At 71.4% G+C, this 15633-nt stretch carries 13 protein-coding genes; 3 read left to right on the top strand and 10 right to left on the bottom strand.

Features of this window, described 5'->3' with window-relative positions; genetic code table 11:
• Positions 1–45: 45 nt before the first annotated feature.
• On the top strand, positions 46–1005 hold the full coding sequence (gene corA, locus IPJ17_20220; protein ID QQR73765.1) for a magnesium/cobalt transporter CorA: 960 nt from the start codon (positions 46–48) through the stop codon (positions 1003–1005).
• Between the two features lie 154 nt (positions 1006–1159).
• Here the strand turns inward: corA and IPJ17_20215 are convergent, their stop codons facing one another.
• From IPJ17_20215 to IPJ17_20170, 10 genes are all read right to left on the bottom strand, one after another.
• Positions 1160–2914 carry a PAS domain S-box protein gene (locus tag IPJ17_20215; protein QQR73764.1) on the bottom strand — a complete coding sequence of 585 codons (1755 nt, stop codon included), beginning with the start codon at positions 2912–2914 and terminating at the stop codon, positions 1160–1162.
• Positions 2915–2957: 43 nt separating this feature from the next.
• Positions 2958–3707, bottom strand: coding sequence for a PhnD/SsuA/transferrin family substrate-binding protein (locus IPJ17_20210; GenBank protein ID QQR73763.1), 750 nt, complete (start codon positions 3705–3707; stop codon positions 2958–2960).
• Between the two features lie 16 nt (positions 3708–3723).
• The gene (locus IPJ17_20205) at positions 3724–4203 is read right to left on the bottom strand and encodes a PAS domain-containing protein (GenBank protein QQR73762.1); all 480 of its coding nucleotides are present in this window, start codon (positions 4201–4203) and stop codon (positions 3724–3726) included.
• Positions 4204–4219: 16 nt separating this feature from the next.
• Positions 4220–4489, bottom strand: coding sequence for a hypothetical protein (locus tag IPJ17_20200; protein QQR73761.1), 270 nt, complete (start codon positions 4487–4489; stop codon positions 4220–4222).
• On the bottom strand, positions 4486–4854 hold the full coding sequence (locus tag IPJ17_20195; GenBank protein ID QQR73760.1) for a roadblock/LC7 domain-containing protein: 369 nt from the start codon (positions 4852–4854) through the stop codon (positions 4486–4488). Before IPJ17_20195 ends, IPJ17_20200 begins: the two co-directional genes overlap by 4 nt.
• 34 nt (positions 4855–4888) lie before the next feature.
• Positions 4889–5362: a hypothetical protein gene (locus IPJ17_20190; protein ID QQR73759.1), complete on the bottom strand. Its 474-nt coding sequence runs from the start codon at positions 5360–5362 to the stop codon at positions 4889–4891.
• Entirely contained in the window at positions 5359–6495 is a 1137-nt protein-coding gene (locus tag IPJ17_20185; protein ID QQR73758.1) for a DUF4388 domain-containing protein, read from the bottom strand. The genes IPJ17_20190 and IPJ17_20185 overlap by 4 nt, the downstream gene beginning before the upstream one ends.
• A gap of 159 nt (positions 6496–6654) precedes the next feature.
• Positions 6655–7305 carry a response regulator transcription factor gene (locus tag IPJ17_20180; GenBank protein ID QQR73757.1) on the bottom strand — a complete coding sequence of 217 codons (651 nt, stop codon included), beginning with the start codon at positions 7303–7305 and terminating at the stop codon, positions 6655–6657.
• Positions 7302–10478, bottom strand: a complete 3177-nt coding sequence (locus IPJ17_20175; GenBank protein ID QQR73756.1) for a hypothetical protein — start codon at positions 10476–10478, stop codon at positions 7302–7304. Before IPJ17_20175 ends, IPJ17_20180 begins: the two co-directional genes overlap by 4 nt.
• A gap of 94 nt (positions 10479–10572) precedes the next feature.
• Complete coding sequence (locus IPJ17_20170) at positions 10573–13032, bottom strand: DEAD/DEAH box helicase (protein QQR73755.1); 2460 nt, start codon at positions 13030–13032, stop codon at positions 10573–10575.
• 100 nt (positions 13033–13132) lie between these two features.
• Here IPJ17_20170 and IPJ17_20165 point away from each other — a divergent pair, with 100 nt between their 5' ends.
• Both IPJ17_20165 and IPJ17_20160 read left to right on the top strand, forming a co-directional pair.
• Positions 13133–13417 (top strand): XdhC family protein, encoded by a 285-nt coding sequence (locus IPJ17_20165; GenBank protein ID QQR73754.1) that lies wholly within the window; start codon positions 13133–13135, stop codon positions 13415–13417.
• 32 nt (positions 13418–13449) lie between these two features.
• Positions 13450–15633 (top strand): S46 family peptidase, encoded by a 2184-nt coding sequence (locus tag IPJ17_20160; protein QQR73753.1) that lies wholly within the window; start codon positions 13450–13452, stop codon positions 15631–15633.

Below are 15633 nucleotides of genomic sequence, written 5' to 3'. Positions count from 1 at the left end.
TGATAGCGTTCGCCGCGGCGGGTGCCGCCCGCCGCCGATCGCGCCATGATCCAGTGCGTTCTCTACTGTCCCGGTCAGCTGCCCCGCTGGGGCGGTCGCGAGCTGCTCGACGCGCCGCTCCCGCCCGGTGCCTGGCTGTGGGCCGACCTCGAAGGGTTCGAGCCCGAGTACGAGCGGTTGCTGCTCGACCTCGGCTATCACCCGCTGGCGGTCGAGGACACCTTCACCCTGCAGCACCAGCCGAAGATGCAGGAGTTCGACGACTGCCTCTTCGCCATCGTGCGCGGGCTCGACTTCAACAAGACCGGGCACCGCCTCGACACCCTGAAGCTCGCCGCCTTTCTCGGCACCGACCGTCTGCTGACCTGCCATCGCGCCCCGATGCGCAGTGTGCGCAAGGTCCAGGAGCGACTGCGCGACGGCGTCGCGGCCCCACCGGGCGGCCCGGCGCGTCTCCTCTACTCGCTCTGCGACGAGGTCATCGACCACTACTTCCCGGTGCTCGACGAGATCGCTCGCGAGATCGAGGAGATCGAAGAGGCGATCTTCCGGCAGGTCGAGAGGGGGCAGCTCGAAGGGATCCTCGAGCTGCGGCGCAGCCTCGGGACGCTCCGGCGCGTGATGCTCCCGCATCGCCAGGTCTTCTCGCACCTCGGCAATCCGACGGCGCGCTTCGTCGACGAGGGGCAGGCGCTCTACTTCCGCGACGTCTACGACAACGTCATGCGACTCGGCGATGCGATCGACCAGCAGCGCGATCAGCTCGGCAGCGTGAAGGACACCTATCTTTCGGCCGTCGGGCAGAAGACCAACGAGATTATGAAGGTGCTCACCCTCTTCTCGGCGATCCTGCTGCCGCTGACCTTTCTCGCCGGGCTCTACGGGATGAACTTCGAGTACATGCCCGAGCTCAAGCAGCCCTGGGCCTATCCGGCGCTGCTCGGGACGATGGTCGCCACCGCGGTGGCGATGGTGGTCTGGTTCCGCCGCCGCGGCTGGTGGTGATCGCGAAAAAAAAGAGCCCCACCGGTCAGGGTGGGGCTGAAGGAGGGTGGAGGTCTGGAGGAGTCTCGTTCTCTCGGTTCGTCTCCTGTCTCCAAACCGGTCTACGGGCCAGCCGCCGGGCGTGTCTAGCGACCCGGCGAGGTGAGCTCACGCCTCAGGGAGCCCCCCGCCGCGCCGGGGCGCTGGCGAGGAGGCTCGAGAGCTCGGTGAGGAGGGCGGCCGGGCCCTCTCCCGAGGCGACGGACGGAGCCGGGTCCGCTCCCGAGGTCGTGAGATAGACGATCGACGGCGCCGGGCCGACCTGGCCCGACGAGGCGCTGAGCCTCGAGGCCGCGTGGGCGACGTCTCCGAGCACCAGGTTGGGGAGCTCGACCCGGCAGACCTCGGCGAGCTCGCTCTGCGAGTGGACGAGGAACGCGGGGATCTGGCTCGCGGCGAGTCGTTCGGCGAGCCAGGGCCAGAGACGCTCGGCGGGGTCGAAGACCGCGACGGCCCAGATCCGGTCGTGAAAATGCTCGAGGCCGAGCGGGATCCGGAAGCGCAAGCTCCGGCCGCCGTCGGCGAGCGGCTCCTCGGCGAACGAGCCGCCATGACAGGCGGCGACTTGATGGGCCAGGTCGAGCGACGCGAGGCTCGGGGCTCCAGTCCAGGAGCGTGCGGGCCGGACGATCGCGTTCGTCTCCGCGCCCTCACTCGTCGTGTCGCCCTGCGGGATCGGCGCGGTGATCTCGACGGCGACCTCCTGGCTGCCATCCTCGAAGGTCGAGTGGCGGACGGTGACCGGCGTGCCGCGGGCCGCGGTGCGCGCCGCGTAGGACACGAGCTCGCGGAGCGCCCGCGCGAGCCCCTTCTCGTCGCCGAAGCAGGGGAGCGAGAGTCCCTCCTCGACCAGATCGAGCCGAACCGCGCGGTGGCGGGCCAGCGAGGCCTGCAGGGCGACCTCGGTGCGGAGGAGCGACCGCAGGCGCATTCTCGCGTCCTCGGCCTTCGCCTCGCCGACCCTGGAGAGGGCCGGAGCCTGCAGCGCGGCGATGAGCTCGTCGAGCCGCCGCGCGGCACGGCGGATCCCCTCGAGGTGGGGCGCGGCCGAATGCCCGTCTTCGGCGGGCAGGCTGCGCTCGGCGAGGTCGAGGTAGCCGACGATCGCCAGCAGCGGCGAGCGGAGCTCGCGCGTCGTCGCGGCAAGCTGCTGCCGCTCCTGCTGCTCGCCGCGGTCGGCGCTTTCGAGCCGCTGGCTCAGCCGTTCCAGCGTCTCGGCCTGGCGCGTCATGTCGCGGGTCAGACCGAGGTAGCCGGCCACGCCGCCGCTGGCGTCGCGGAAGGTCGTGATGGTCTGCCAGACGCGGACGAGGTCGCCGTCCCGCCGCCGATTGACGAGCTCGCCCGACCAGCTGTCGCTCTGGCGATCGCGCAGATCGTGCCAGAGCTGGCGGAAGGTCGACCGCGGGTGCTGGCGCGAGCTGACGAGGCGCGGGTTGCGTGCCAGTACGTCGCCCGATTCGTACCCGTACAGGTCGCGCCAGCGGCGACTGGCGGCGAGGATGGTCCCGGAGACATCGCAGAAGAGCGCGGCGTCGCGACTGCGCGCCAGAGAGGAGTAGACGAAGGCCAGGCGACCGAGGCCGCTCGAATGGGTGCGGGGCTGGGCGATCAGCACGTAGGTTCGCGGCGGGTCGGCGACGACGACCACGTCGAGGGCCGAGCGGTCCGGTCCGACGGTGCGGAAGGCGTCGGCCTCGTCGGGTCCGAGCCGGGCCCGTACCATCGCGGCGCGCAGCAGCCCGTCGCCGCCCAGGTGTTCGCAGAGGAAACGCTCGGCGGAACCGTCCGGTTGCCCGTCGGTATCCTGCCGCGTCGCCCAGCGCAGGTCGTTGTCGGCCTCGCTTCGATAGAGAGTCCAGCTCTTCACGCGGCGCCTCTCGGGGAACGCAAGGAGGGTGGCGATCGGTTCCTCAGCTCTCGAGTGTGTCCATCAGGTCCACCATGAACTCGGCGTCCTCGAGCGTCAGGCGCTCCCAGCCTCGCGGCGCACCGAGACCGAGCAGCAGGTCGGCGACGGTCGGGTCGTCGGCCATCGACTCGAGGGCGCCCAGGATCTGCGGCACGAACCCGGCCAGGCGCTCGCTGGCCAGCAGGCAGTGGCTGACGACGTAGATCTGGCTCGAAATGAGCGGGCGGAGCATGCCACGGGTCAGGTCCGAGAGCTCGTCGAAGGCCTGGCGAAGGAAGAACCCGACCTCGCTCTCTCCGATCGCCACCGACTTGGCGACCAGCACGTAGTTGCGCTTGGCGATCACGTCGATGTCGGCGGCGCCGAGATCGGCGGGCTCGAGAAGGATGCGACAGATCCGCTCCACGTCCGGCGCGTCGGTGGCGGCAGCGCGGATCCGCGAGGGGAGGGCCTCGAGGGCGTGGATCGGCGACGTCGCGGCGACGGCCACCAGCGCCTCGTCGGCGACCTGGCGGGCGCGGGCGAGCGGCGAGAAGCCGTGGCGACGCAGCAGGAGCGCCGTGTCGGCGGCATTGGCATAGACGATGTCGACGTTGCCGCCGGCGATCGCCTCGTGCAGGTCGGCGAAGTCGTCGAAGACGACGGGGTGGATGGCGGTCCCGAGCGCCCGTTGGAGGCGCGTGTTGAGAACGAACCAGTTGGACAGGTCGCGCGCGTGAACGTCCGGGCTCAGGGCGAAGCGGTAGCTCATGGTCTCTCCCGGCCCGTCAGGCGCTGCGCATCGTGGCGTAGAGCAGGCGCGCCTGCTCGACCTTGGTTCGTGACGGCTGGCGGCGGACCGAGGTGAAGCCGACGACCTCGCCGCGACGGACCTTCGGGATGACCGTGGCGTAGACCCAGTAGAAGCCGCCGTCGCGCCGCAGGTTCTTGACGTAGCCGTGCCATCTCCCGCCGCCGCGCACGGTGGTCCAGAGATCGGCGAAGGCCGCGGCCGGCATGTCGGGATGACGCAGGATGTGGTGCGGGGCGCCGACGAGGTCCTCGTGACGGTATCCCGACATGTGCACGAAGGCCTCGTTGCACATGGTGATCGTGCCGGCGAGGTCGGTCTGGGAGACGATCAGCTCGCCGGTGGGGAACGGCGTCTCGATCTCGGTGACGAAGACCTTGCGCGACGTGCCATCGTGATAGGTGAGATCCACCGCGCGGCGGTCGCCGACGATCTCCTCGGGTCGCATGTCTTGCATGGCGGGCTTCCCTGGTTCAGGCGGCGCTGGACGCCGCGAGCGCGGCGAGCGGCGTCGAGTCGAGCGCGAGGTGCAGGTCGCGCGCAGCGTCGAGACGGTGGCGTTCGAAGCCGGGACGGTCGGCGTCGGTCGTCGTGCCGACGCGTTCCCGCAAGGCGGCGGAGGGGGAGGTGGGCGGGAGGCCGTCCTCGTCCCCACGCATCGGGCCGCGCCGAGGGCTCCAGCGCGCCGAGATCTCCGGGAGCTGCCGCTCGAGCAGCAACCCCTGGCGGGGGGGGAGGATCACAGCAGACGCGCCAGCTCTTGGGAGGCGCGCTTCATGTCGAGCAGGACCATGCCCAACTTGGCCGCCGGACCGGCGATCACCTCGAGCACCGCCTCGCTGCCGGCCTGCATGAGGATCACGTAGCCCGAGCTGCCCTTCACGTAGACCTGCTCGAGCGAGCCGCGCTGCAGCTCGTGGGCGGTGCGATCGCCGAGCGACAGAACCGCGGCGGCCATCGCCGCGACGCGGTCTTCGTCGGTTCCCGCCGGCAGCGCCGAGGCGAGCGCCAGGCCGTCGGCGGTGACCATCGCCGCGCCTTCGACGTCGGGGGTATTGAGGACAAGGGTCTTGAGGACCTGTTGGATCAGTTCGGCACGATTGGCCATGGGGATCTCCGAGTTTCCTTCCGACGAGAGGCGTTCAACTGGCGACGAGGCGCCACATCGCGTTCCGCAGCCGTTCGCGGGCCGAAGGATCGCCGAGCAGGTTGCCGACGACGACGTCTCTCGGCGGATCGACCGGGGCCGGGGCGGGGGCGAGGTCGCCGGGACCCCGTCCGCCGTCGCGTTGATTGACGAAGACCAGGTAGGGCAGCGGGCGCGCGATCGATGCCAGCAACTCCGCGGTCAAGGGGTCGGCCTCGCCCGAGGGCGGCCGGACCCACACGGCAGCGCGGCTCATGCCGGTGAGGATCTCGCGGACGGCGGAGAAGCGCTCCTGGCCCGGGACGCCGAGCAGCATCGCTTCGCGGTCGCCGTCGCGGAACATGGCGTGGTCCATGCCCACCGTCCGTCCGCGGTGCTCGAGGTTGACCGCGCCGTCGCCGAGCAGGCGGATGAGGGTGCTCTTCCCGGCCTCGGCAGGGCCGAGGATGACGATGGTCGGACGGCTCACGGGAGCGTCGCCCGCTGGCGCAGCTCGTGGAGGTGACCGAGAAGTCGGCCGGCTCCCTCTTGCGGATCGGTCGCGTGAAGCGCCGTGACGCCGGGCGGGATCAGGCTCATCCACTCCTGGAGCTCCGGTTCGCTCTCGGCGCGCGAGACGAAGAGCGCCACACGCAGGTTGTCGAGCAGCGTCTCGAAGACGAACCGGTTGCGGCGTGCGAGCGGGAGGGTGGTGAGCGAAAGAGAACAGTCGGCCGAGATCTTCATGCGACTGAAGGACGGGCCGGCCGGGTCGAAGAAGTGCGCCGCCATGTCGATCCCAGCCTGCAGGCGCAGGGCGGTGACCAGCTCGAGGCCGAGCTTGGCGTCGTGGGTCGGGAAGGCGATCGCCAACCGGACGATGCGTGTCGGCGCCGCGCCGATCTCGCTGGTGGGGCGGGGTGTCGAGACGACGAGGTCGTGCGCTTCGGGAGCGCCCCGGCCTTCCGCCACCGCGCCCTCTTCGCAGAGCCGGGCGACGGCGTGGGCGATGGTCACCGGGGCGTAGGGGACGAGGTTCTCGAGGGCCAGCCGGTTGAGCGCGGCCGAGCTGCGCAGATGATCGACGATCTCGGGGACGCCGCGTACCGCGAGCACCGGGGCCGCGAGCTCGGCGGCGACCAAGGTGAGCGGAGTGACGCGATCGGGGAGGAGGTCGTCCCGCTCCTCGACCTCGTCGGCGAGTCGGACGCCTTCGAGCAGCAGATCCTGAAGCGAGAGCGTGGCCCCTTCGGCGACGATGGGTCCGGGGCGAAAGCGGAAACGGCCGCGCGACCACCAGAGCGCGGCGAGCACCGCCTCGCGCTCTTCGAGCGAGCCGCAGCGAGCGCCGGCCAGTCCTTCGGTCGACAGCAGGAACGTGGCCGACTCGCTCAGCCGGCGGGCATCGTCGATCGTCAGTTCGAGCGTGCCCGACTTGCGCAGGTAGTGGAGCGACTGCAGCAGCTCGAAGACCGAGAGGCTGGCGAGATCGCCGGCGAACCCCGGGTCCTGCCCGTCGTGGTCGTCGGCTGGGCCACCCTCGCCGCGAATGCGGAGTCCGTCGTGCATGCGCGAGGTGTTCGTTCCCATGGCCATGGTCGAGATTTCGATCCGGCGTCGCATCCTGCAATCGGTTCCAGGTGGTGCCGGAGCGCAATTTAGAGGCGAAAACCGATTCGGCCAATCGCCCTTTGGTGCAATGAGAGCGTGGCTCGGGCGCGGCGGGCGGTGGCCGTGCCGTCGCGCCTCGCGGTCCGGCGAAGCGGAAGTGAAGAATTCTGTCTAGGGTGTGGGTGTGCCGCCGGCGTCGAGGGCACCGAAGCGCTCGACCAACCGGGCGACTTCGGCGACGGACGCCGCTTCCAGCTTGGCCATCGCATTGGCCCGATGGTGCTTGACGGTCCGCTCGGCGAGGCCGAGCCGCGAGGCGACCTGCTTGTTCAGGCGCCCGTCGAGGACCTCGCGCAGCACCGTCCGCTCGCGTTCGGTCAGCCGCGCGACGCGGGAGGTCCAGGCCTCGCGCTCGCGACTCTCGGCGAGGCTCTCGCGGATCGTCTCGAGCCCTTGCCGGACGGCGGCGAGCAGGACGTCGGGCCGGGCGGGCTTCTCGAGGAAGTCGACGGCGCCCTTCTTCATCGCGTTGACGCCGAGCGCGATGTCGCCGAAGGCGGTGAGAAAGACGATGGCGAGTCGGATGCCGCGGCGGGCGGCGAGGTCCTGGAGCTCGGCGCCGCTCAACCCGGGCATGTTCATGTCGAGCACCATGCAAGCTGGATGGTGCGAGTAGGCGCTGGCCAGGAACGCTTCGGCCGACGGGAATCCGACCGCGTGATACCCACTGGCGCGCAGCAGGATTTCGAGGATGCGGCGCGCGTCGTCGTCGTCGTCGACGACGAGAACCGTCTCGCGACCTGCCTCGCTCGTCTCGGTCATTCCGGTCCCCCAGGATTGGCGGCTGGCAGTGTCAGCAGGAAGGACGCGCCGGTCGCCGTGGGCTCGAGTTCGATTTTGCCACCGTGGCGAGCGAGGAGCGTGCGACAGATGGCGAGTCCGATCCCCATGCTCCCCGGCTTGGAGGTGACGAACGAATGAAACAGGCGGCTGGCCACCGAGGGAGGAACGCCGGGGCCGCTGTCGCGAACCCGCAGGTGGACGCCGGCCGGATCGGCGAAACTGGCGATCTCGACCTCGCGTAGGCCGGGGCGCCCGGCAAGGGCGTCGCAGGCGTTGAGGATCAGGTTGACGAGCACCTGCTGGAGGTCGACCGGGTCGGCGACGACCGGCGGGAGATGGCGTGCGAGATCGAGGCGGGACTCGATGCCGCGAGCCACCAGCTCGCGCTTGAGCATCGGGAAGAGCGTCGAGGCGAGCTCGCTCAGATCGAGAGCGGCGCGCTGCGGCTCGTCTCGCGTGAGGAACTCGCGGATGCCCTTGAGCACCGCCGACGCCCGCAGGCTCTGGTTGATCACCTCGCCGAGCAGGGAGTCGACCTCCGCCGCGTGGGAGGGGCCGCTTTTGAGGTAGAGCTGGGCGGCGCCGGCGGCGCTGGTGATCGCCGAGAGCGGCTGCCGGACCTCGTGGGCCAGGGCGGCGGCGAGCTCTCCCGCCACCGAGATGCGCTCGACGTGCTCGATGCGATGGCGCAGGTCGTCGGTCTCGGCTTCCGCGGCCCGTCGCGCCTCGACCTCGGCGATCAGTCGGTTCGCGCGGCGCTCGCCGGCGCGCACCCGCAGGCGGTGGGCGAGGAGCAGCAGGACCACCGCCGCGATCGCGGCGAAGACCCTCAGCGCCGTGCGTCGGGTCCAGGACGGAACGACCTCGACCGGGACGACCAGGGGTTCCGTCGACCAGACGCCGTCCTCGTTGCGGGCGAGCACCTCGAGCCGGTGTCGTCCCGGCGGCAGGTTGGTGTAGTGAGCGCGAGGCGCGAGTGGCTCGACCCAGCCGACGTCGACGTCGCGCATCCGGTAGCGCAGCCGAAGTCGCTCGGGGGCGGTGAAGCTCGGCAGGCGGAAGCGAACCTCGAGTCGCGAGACGGACGGCGGCACGACGATCGAGTCGCCGAGCGCGAGGGGCTCGCCGTCGCCGAGCGCCGTGCGCACCGCTGCCGGGAAGACCCTCTGCCGGAACGGGAACCCTGCGGCGTCGATTCGCACCGGCCCGTCGATGGTGCCGAACCAGAGCCGGTCGGTGGCCGGGTCGGCGAATCCGGCGGGGCTTCCGAAGTTCCCCTCCGGCATTCCGTCCTCGGCGCCGAAGACGACGAAGTCGCCGTGGTTGGCCTCGCCGCGTGCGGTGGTGAGCAGGCGCGAGCGATCGGCGACCGCCAGCCCGGAGTTGGTCAGCGTCCAGATCCATCGCTCCCGGTCGACCAGGACGCGCGAGATCGAATTGTCCGGAAGCCCTTCGGCCGTGGTGATCCAGTGGGCCTGCGAGCCGTTCCAGTAGCCGAGGCCGCGCCCGTAAGTGCCGATCCAGAGGCGATCGGGTCCCTCGAAGAGCAGGTCGCGGACGTCCGCCTGGCGGAGGTCGAGGTCGCCCGGGAGAGGCTCCGCCCGGCCCTGGCGCAGTCGATAGATGGCCCCGCGCGATCCCACCCACAGGTCGCCGTCGGGGGCCAGGCGGAGACAGTAGACCTTGGCCGAGAGCCGGATCTCGTCGCGCACCTCGCCGCGATCGTTCAGGTGGAGGAGCACTCCGTTCTCGCTGCTCGCCCAGATCCCCTGGGCATCCTCCGCCATCGGTCCGGCGCGACCGCCGACGAGCTCGATTCCCGTGCGTTCGATGCGTCGCTGATCGACGTCCATGCGCCAGAGGGAGCGCCCGGCGCCGATCCACGTGCGGCCGAGGCGGTCGCGCAACAGCGAGGTCACACAGCTCTCGGCTGGGCTTTCGATCGGCAAGGGCGGCAGATCGGCGGCGCGCTCCCCGCCGGCGGTGAGCCGCACGAGACCGTCGCAGGCGATGGCCACCAGGGCACCACCGCGTCCGTCGGGCGCCATGGCGACGACGGAGCGCCGGAGATTGCTCGACTGCGGCCGCTCCAGCCGGCTGTGCGAGAACCGGATCAGACCGCCGCCGTCCGTCCCGATCCAGAGATTGCCTTCGTCGTCGAGGGCGAGGTCACGAAGGGCATGACGGTCCTCCAGCGGCACCGACCAGGCGACGCGAAGGCGGAGCGGGGCGGCGGCCGACTCCGGCTCCAGGGCCATCAACTGGGCGTCGACGACGACGAGCAACGGCTGCCCGGCGGCGGCGAGGATCGCTCTCACCGGGCCGCCCAGCGGGGAGGTGACGTCGACCCGCTCGATGCGGCCGTGCGAGACCCTGGCGAGGCCGTCGAAGAGGCCGACCCAGAGCTGACCGTCCAAGGCCGGGGAGATCCAGGAGATCGGCGACGGGCTGGCCAGGCTGGCGAGGAGCGCCCCGGTCCTGCTGTAGCGAGCGAGTCCCCCGGGGAACCGGGCCCAGACCTCGCCGTCGCCGGCGAGCGCCAGGTCGCGCACGATGGCGCCTCCCCATTCCCAGCTCCGCCGGTCGCGCTCCAGGTCGTCGCTCGGGGCGAGACGCTCCCAGCGGCCAGCGACCCAGCGCAGCAGCCCGCCCCGCCGCTCGCGCAGCCAGAAGGCGCCCTCCTGGTCGCGGATCATGCCGACGAGCTCGAGGTTGGCCGCGGGTGGGGCGATCGTCTCGAGAACCGTTCCCTGGTGAAAGTGCATCAGGTGGCCAGCCTGGGTGGCGAGCCAGAGGCCGTCACCACCATCGCCGGAGAGAGCGATGATCCGATTCGAGACCAGCCCGGGCAGCGACGCGATGTCGTAGGTCTGGAAGCTGGTGCCGTCGAAGCTGGTGAGCCCACCGAAGGTCCCCATCCACAGCTGCCGGTCTTGCCCCTGGAGGATCGCGGTTACGCTCATCTGCGGCAGACCCTGGCTGACGGTCCAGTGGCGAACCAACGGTTCGGCGGCCATCCCCGGCGGCTCGGCCGCCGGGCCGCCGAGCGGCCCGCCCTGGGCGTCGGCGGTCAGCGCGAGGGCGAGCGCCCCGCCGATCCGACGCAGCGCGGCCGAGAGGCGCGGGCGGCGGAGGTCGGCGAGCGGGTTCAAGGGGATTCGCGGCAGAGCGAGAGGCTCATCGTACAACCTGGCGCTGGGCGTCGGCGCCGTGTCCAGCGGCGGCTCGGACCCCCAGGCGCTGAGCTCAGCGCGAGGACGTGCCGCCCGTCCGGCCGACGCCGAGACGAAAGAACTCGACGGCTGCCCGTGCCGGGTCGCCGACGAGCGAGGACAGTCCCTCCTCGGGCATCCAATCCGCAGGGAGGCGGTCGCGGTAAGGCCGCTGCAGGAATCGTCGATCGAAGAGAGCGATCACCCCGCGGTCTTCCGGTGAGCGGATCAGACGGCCGGCCGCCTGGACGACCCGCGTCATCCCCGGGACGACGAAGGCGTACTCGAAGCCGCGTTCGAAGCGCTCTTCGTAGTAGCTCTGCAGGAGCCGCGTCTCGACCGTCGGCACGGGCAGGCAGGGGCCGATCACCGCCACCGCGCGCAGCATGTCGCCAGGATAGTCGACCCCTTCGGCGAAGACGCCGCCGGCGACGGCGAGCAGCAGCACGTCGCCGAGCAGGGCGGTGCGCAAGGCGTCGAGCAGGGCCTCGCGCTGCCGCTCGCCGTCTCCACGCTGTTGCAGCAGCACGCGTTTGTGCGCCGGACGAAGGAAGCCGGCGATGTCTTGCAAGTACTGGAAACTCGGAAAGAGGGCGAGGCAGTTGCCGTCCACCGCATCGGCGAACGCGGCGAGCCGTTCGGCGAGCGTGCGCGCCTGGGCGGCGCGATCGCGATAGGCGGTCGAAACCGAGGCGTCGAGCACCACACGGCGGTGCTCGGTGGGGAACGGGCTCGGCAGCGACAAGGTCGCGGTGCGTGCCGCCTCGAAGCCGAGCAGGTCGCGGTAGAACTCCGGCGGCGAGATCGTCGCCGAAAGGCCGATCACCGCGTGAGCGCGCCGCAGCACGCCCCCGAGGTGGCGGCTCGGGTCCTTGCAGAGAACGCGCAGCACGCCGCTGCCCTCTCGCCGCTCGACCAGGTGGGCGAACGCCGGACCGCGCTCGAGCAGGCCGGCGAGGAAGCGCAGCAGCTTGAAGTACAACGCCACGAAGGGGTCTTCGGCGCGGAAGCTGCGCGTCTCGCGCTGGTACTCGAGGTAGTCGACGAACGCGGCGTCGAACTCGGGGCGCCAGGCCCACAGATCGTCCTCGGGCAGCTGTGCCTCGACTGCCGTCATCTCGCCGCCGCCGGCGAGAGCGAGCGCTCCTTCGACCGTGCGGTCGATCAGGTCGGCGAGCTCGGAGCAGAGCCCGGCGAGCCTTCGCGGCAGCTCGCCGCCGGCGAGCGAGAGCGCCTCGGCGGCGGCGCGCGCTTCGACGGAGGCGAGCTCGGGGCTGAGATACCCGCGGCCGCGGTCGACGAGGTTGTGAATCTCGTCGATCACCAGGATCGTGTCGGCAAGACTCGCGTCCTCGGCGAACGACGAGAGCGCGACCCACGGGTCGAAGGCGTAGTTGTAGTCGCAGACCACGACCTCGCAGAGCTGCGCGAGCTCGAGGCTGATCTCGAACGGGCAGACCTCGGTCTCACGCGCGGCGGCGAAGACCTCGTCGGGCAGCAACTCGCCCCAGTCGCCGAGCAGACGCTGGAGGATGCCCGAGCTGATCGCCTTGGCGTAGTAGTCGCGGGCGAACGGACAGTACTCCTCGTGGCAGATCACCTCGCCGTTGGCGCACATGCGGGCCTTGGCGCGGAGTTGCAGCGCATGGAAGGCGCGCTGGCCGTTGAGCAGGCCGAGGACGGTCAGCGCCATCTGCTGTTGCAACGTCTTGGCGGTGAGCACGAAGACCCGGCGGTCGTGGGCGAGCGCGTGCTTGAGGACGGGAAAGAGCGCGGCGACCGTCTTGCCGATGCCGGTGGGTGCCTCGAGCAGCAGCTGCTCGCCGTGTTCGACGGCATGTTCGACAGCGGCGACGATCTCCTCCTGGCCGCGGCGCGCCAGCGGGTAGGGGAAGGCGAGCGAGGTCGCGGCGACCCGCCGGTCGGCGCGCTCGCGCTCCTGACGCTCGAAGCCGTGAAGCAGCGAGGCCAGCCGGCGGTGGATGGCGATCTCGAGGGTCGGCAGGTCGGCGTCGAGACGCTCGCGCTCGACGCCTTCGCCGCCGATCTCGATCAAGACGAGCTCGGGATGGACGGCCGCCGGGCTCCCGTCCGCGACAGGCTCGAGCCGCGAGAGCATCCAGGCGTAGAGCCGCGCCTGTCGCTCGTAGAGGTCGCGGGCCGCCTGCGAGAGCTGCCCGCCGCGGCGGACGGACTTGATCTCCTCGACCACGCGCACGCCGTCGGCCTCGCGGCGCAGGCCGTCGGCACGACCGGTGAGCGTCACCTCCCAGCCGCGGTGGACGAAGCTGAGGCGCAGCGGCACTTCGCGGCGATAGGTCGGGTCGGTGGCGAGCGCCTCTTCCTGATAGCGCGAGTGGATCGCCTGGCCGAGCCACATCCGCTCGAATCCGCCGCGGTTGGCGAACCCGAGGCTGCGCAGCAGGGCAGGCTCGAGCAGGTCGGCGACGGCGAGCTCGACGGTGCGACGCTCGGCGTCGAAGCGCGGCGGCATGGGCGGAGTATAAGCGGCGTGCGGTGAGCGCTCTCCGGTGCCGCGAGCCGGCTCCTCACGGCAGTTGCCGTCCCCGGACGGCGGCGGTACGCTGCGGCCGATGGCCGACCTCGATCGGGTGCTCGCCGACTCGCTCGCCCACGGCGAGGCCGTGGCGCGGGCCACCGTCGTCTCCGGCGTGAACACCGGCCGTCGACTGCTCGTCTGGTCGGCGGGCCAGGTCTTCGGCGATCTCGGCTGGCCGCGCCTCAATCAGAGAGTGGCACTCTTTGCCGAACAGCTCCTGGCGAGCTCGCATCGCGAGGTGGTCAAGCCGTTCGACCTGCCGGACGGCGAAGTGACCGTTCGCGTCGAGCTCCTGCGCCCGCCGGCGCGGCAAGGCTGAACCCTCGGCACGGAGTCGCTAGACTCCGGCCCATGGGAACCCAGACCCGACCCTTCCTCCCCTCGGCGCTCGCCGTCGTCATCGCGCTCGTCTCGTTCGTCTCGTCCACCCCGCCGGCCGTGGCGATCGAAGGCAAGTGGACCCCCGACCAGATGCTTGCCCTCGATCCGGCCTGGCTGCGTGGGCTCGGTCTCGAGATCGCTCCCGCGGCGCTCTGGGGGAGCGACGGCGCCGGGCTGCTCGACGCCACCGTCGAGATCGACGGCTGCTCGGCCGGGTTCGTGTCGAGCGCCGGGCTGATCGTCACCAACCACCACTGCGCGATGAGCGCGATCCAGGAGCACTCGACGCCGCAGCGCGATCTGCTCACCCACGGCTTCCTCGCCGCCACGCGCGCCGAGGAGCTGCCGGCGAAGGGGATGCGGGCGACGGTGCCGTCACGCACCCGCGACGTGACCGCCGAGATCGAGGCGTCCGCGGCCGGGCTCGCCGACGACCTGGCGCGGTTCCGGGCGATCGAGCGCAAGCAGAAGGAGCTCACGGCCGAGTGCGAGCGCCAGCCCGACCGGCGCTGCCAGGTGGCGGCCTTCGACGGCGGCGTGCGCTACGTGCTCTTCGAGAACGTCGAGTACGCCGACGTGCGCCTCGTCTGGGCACCGCCGGGCGCCGTCGGCGACTACGGCGGCGAGGTCGACAACTGGAGCTGGCCGCGTCACACCGGCGACTTCTCGTTGCTGCGCGTCTACGCGGCGCCGGACGGGAGCCCGGCGCGCCCCTCCGAGAAGAACGTCCCGTTGGTGCCGCGGCACTACTACCCCCTCGCCCGGCGCGGTGTCGTCGACGGCGACTTCGTCATGGTCGCCGGCTATCCCGGGACGACCTTCCGGTCTTATCTCGCCGAGGAGATGGCCGAGCGCGCCGAGCTCTTCTATCCGCGGCGGGTCGATCTCTTCGGCGGCTGGCTGCGCACCCTCGAGTCGTTCGCGGCGCGCGACGACGCCTCGCGCATCGCGCTCGCCGAGCGGATCCGCGGGCTCGGCAACAGCGAGAAGAACTCGCGAGGTCAGCTCGCCGGGATCGCCCGGGGCCACCTCGTCGAGAAGAAGCGGACGGCCGATCGCGAAGTCCTCGAGTGGATCGCGTCTCCGCACGGCGCCGCCCATCGCGCGGCCGTCGCGGCTCGCGCCGAGCTCGCCGCGCTGCTCGCCGAGCGGGCCGAGCGGTTCGACCGCGACTTCCTGCTCTCGACGGCGCGTCAGGCGGGACAGCCGCTCGGTCTGGCGCTGACGCTCGCCCGCTGGGCCGAGGAGAAGGCCAAGCCCGACCTCGAACGCGAGCCCGCCTACATGGAGCGCAACCGCCAGCGGATCGCCGACCGACTCGAACAAGCCCAGAGCGAGCTGCACGCCGGTGCCGACGCGGCGTTGCTCGGCGACTGGCTGCGGCGCGCCGCGACGCTGCCGGCGGGCCAACGGATCGCGCCGGTCGACGCGCTGCTCGCCGGCAGCGGCGACCCGGCCGGTCGCGCCACCGCACTGCTCGCCGGGAGCCGCGTGGCCGACGCCGCCGAGCGGAGCAAGATGTTCGACGAAAGCGCCGCGCAGCTCCGGGCGCGCCGGGATCCCCTGCTCGATCTGGCGTTCGCGCTCGACGTCGAGCTCCGGGCGCAGAAGGACCGGGACGACCGCTTCCGCGGCGCCGTGGCGCGACTGCGCCCGGTCTGGATGCGAGCCGTGGCGGCGCACGCCGGCAAGCCGATCGCGCCGGACGCCAACAGCACCCTGCGCGTCAGCTTCGCGCACGTCCAGGGCTACTCGCCGCGCGACGCGGTCTGGATGCGACCGCGCACGACGGTGGCCGGCATGGTGGCGAAGTCGACCGGCGTCGAGCCGTTCGCCGCACCGCAACCGCTGCTCGCGGCGGCGCCGAACGCGCCGGCGAGCCGCTGGGCCGACACGGCGCTCGGCGACGTCCCGGTGGCCTTCCTCGCCGACGCCGACACGACCGGCGGCAACTCCGGAAGTCCGGTGCTCAACGGCAGAGGAGAGCTCGTCGGCGTGAACTTCGACCGTGTCTGGGAGAACGTCGCCAACGACTTCGGGTTCAATCCCGACGTGGCGCGCAACGTGAGCGCCGACGCGCGCTACCTGCTCTGGGTGATGGAGACGGTCCACGGCGAAGCGGCCAAGCCGCTGCTCGCCGAGCTCGGGCAGTAG

Source organism: Holophagales bacterium, from assembly GCA_016699405.1.
GTDB lineage: Bacteria > Acidobacteriota > Thermoanaerobaculia > Multivoradales > JAGPDF01 > JAAYLR01.
The sequence above is the reverse complement of the archived record's forward strand: the minus strand, read 5'-3'. Positions and strand labels throughout refer to the sequence as shown.

What these genes read in the sequence shown, in the direction of transcription:
- IPJ17_20185 (QQR73758.1), bottom strand. Translation starts at nt 6,495, where the DNA reads ATGCGACGCCGGATCGAAATCTCGACCATGGCCATGGGAACGAACACC.
- IPJ17_20165 (QQR73754.1), top strand. Translation starts at nt 13,133, where the DNA reads ATGGCCGACCTCGATCGGGTGCTCGCCGACTCGCTCGCCCACGGCGAG.
- IPJ17_20180 (QQR73757.1), bottom strand. Translation starts at nt 7,305, where the DNA reads ATGACCGAGACGAGCGAGGCAGGTCGCGAGACGGTTCTCGTCGTCGAC.
- corA (QQR73765.1), top strand. Translation starts at nt 46, where the DNA reads ATGATCCAGTGCGTTCTCTACTGTCCCGGTCAGCTGCCCCGCTGGGGC.
- IPJ17_20205 (QQR73762.1), bottom strand. Translation starts at nt 4,203, where the DNA reads ATGCAAGACATGCGACCCGAGGAGATCGTCGGCGACCGCCGCGCGGTG.
- IPJ17_20170 (QQR73755.1), bottom strand. Translation starts at nt 13,032, where the DNA reads ATGCCGCCGCGCTTCGACGCCGAGCGTCGCACCGTCGAGCTCGCCGTC.
- IPJ17_20210 (QQR73763.1), bottom strand. Translation starts at nt 3,707, where the DNA reads ATGAGCTACCGCTTCGCCCTGAGCCCGGACGTTCACGCGCGCGACCTG.
- IPJ17_20195 (QQR73760.1), bottom strand. Translation starts at nt 4,854, where the DNA reads ATGGCCAATCGTGCCGAACTGATCCAACAGGTCCTCAAGACCCTTGTC.
- IPJ17_20160 (QQR73753.1), top strand. Translation starts at nt 13,450, where the DNA reads ATGGGAACCCAGACCCGACCCTTCCTCCCCTCGGCGCTCGCCGTCGTC.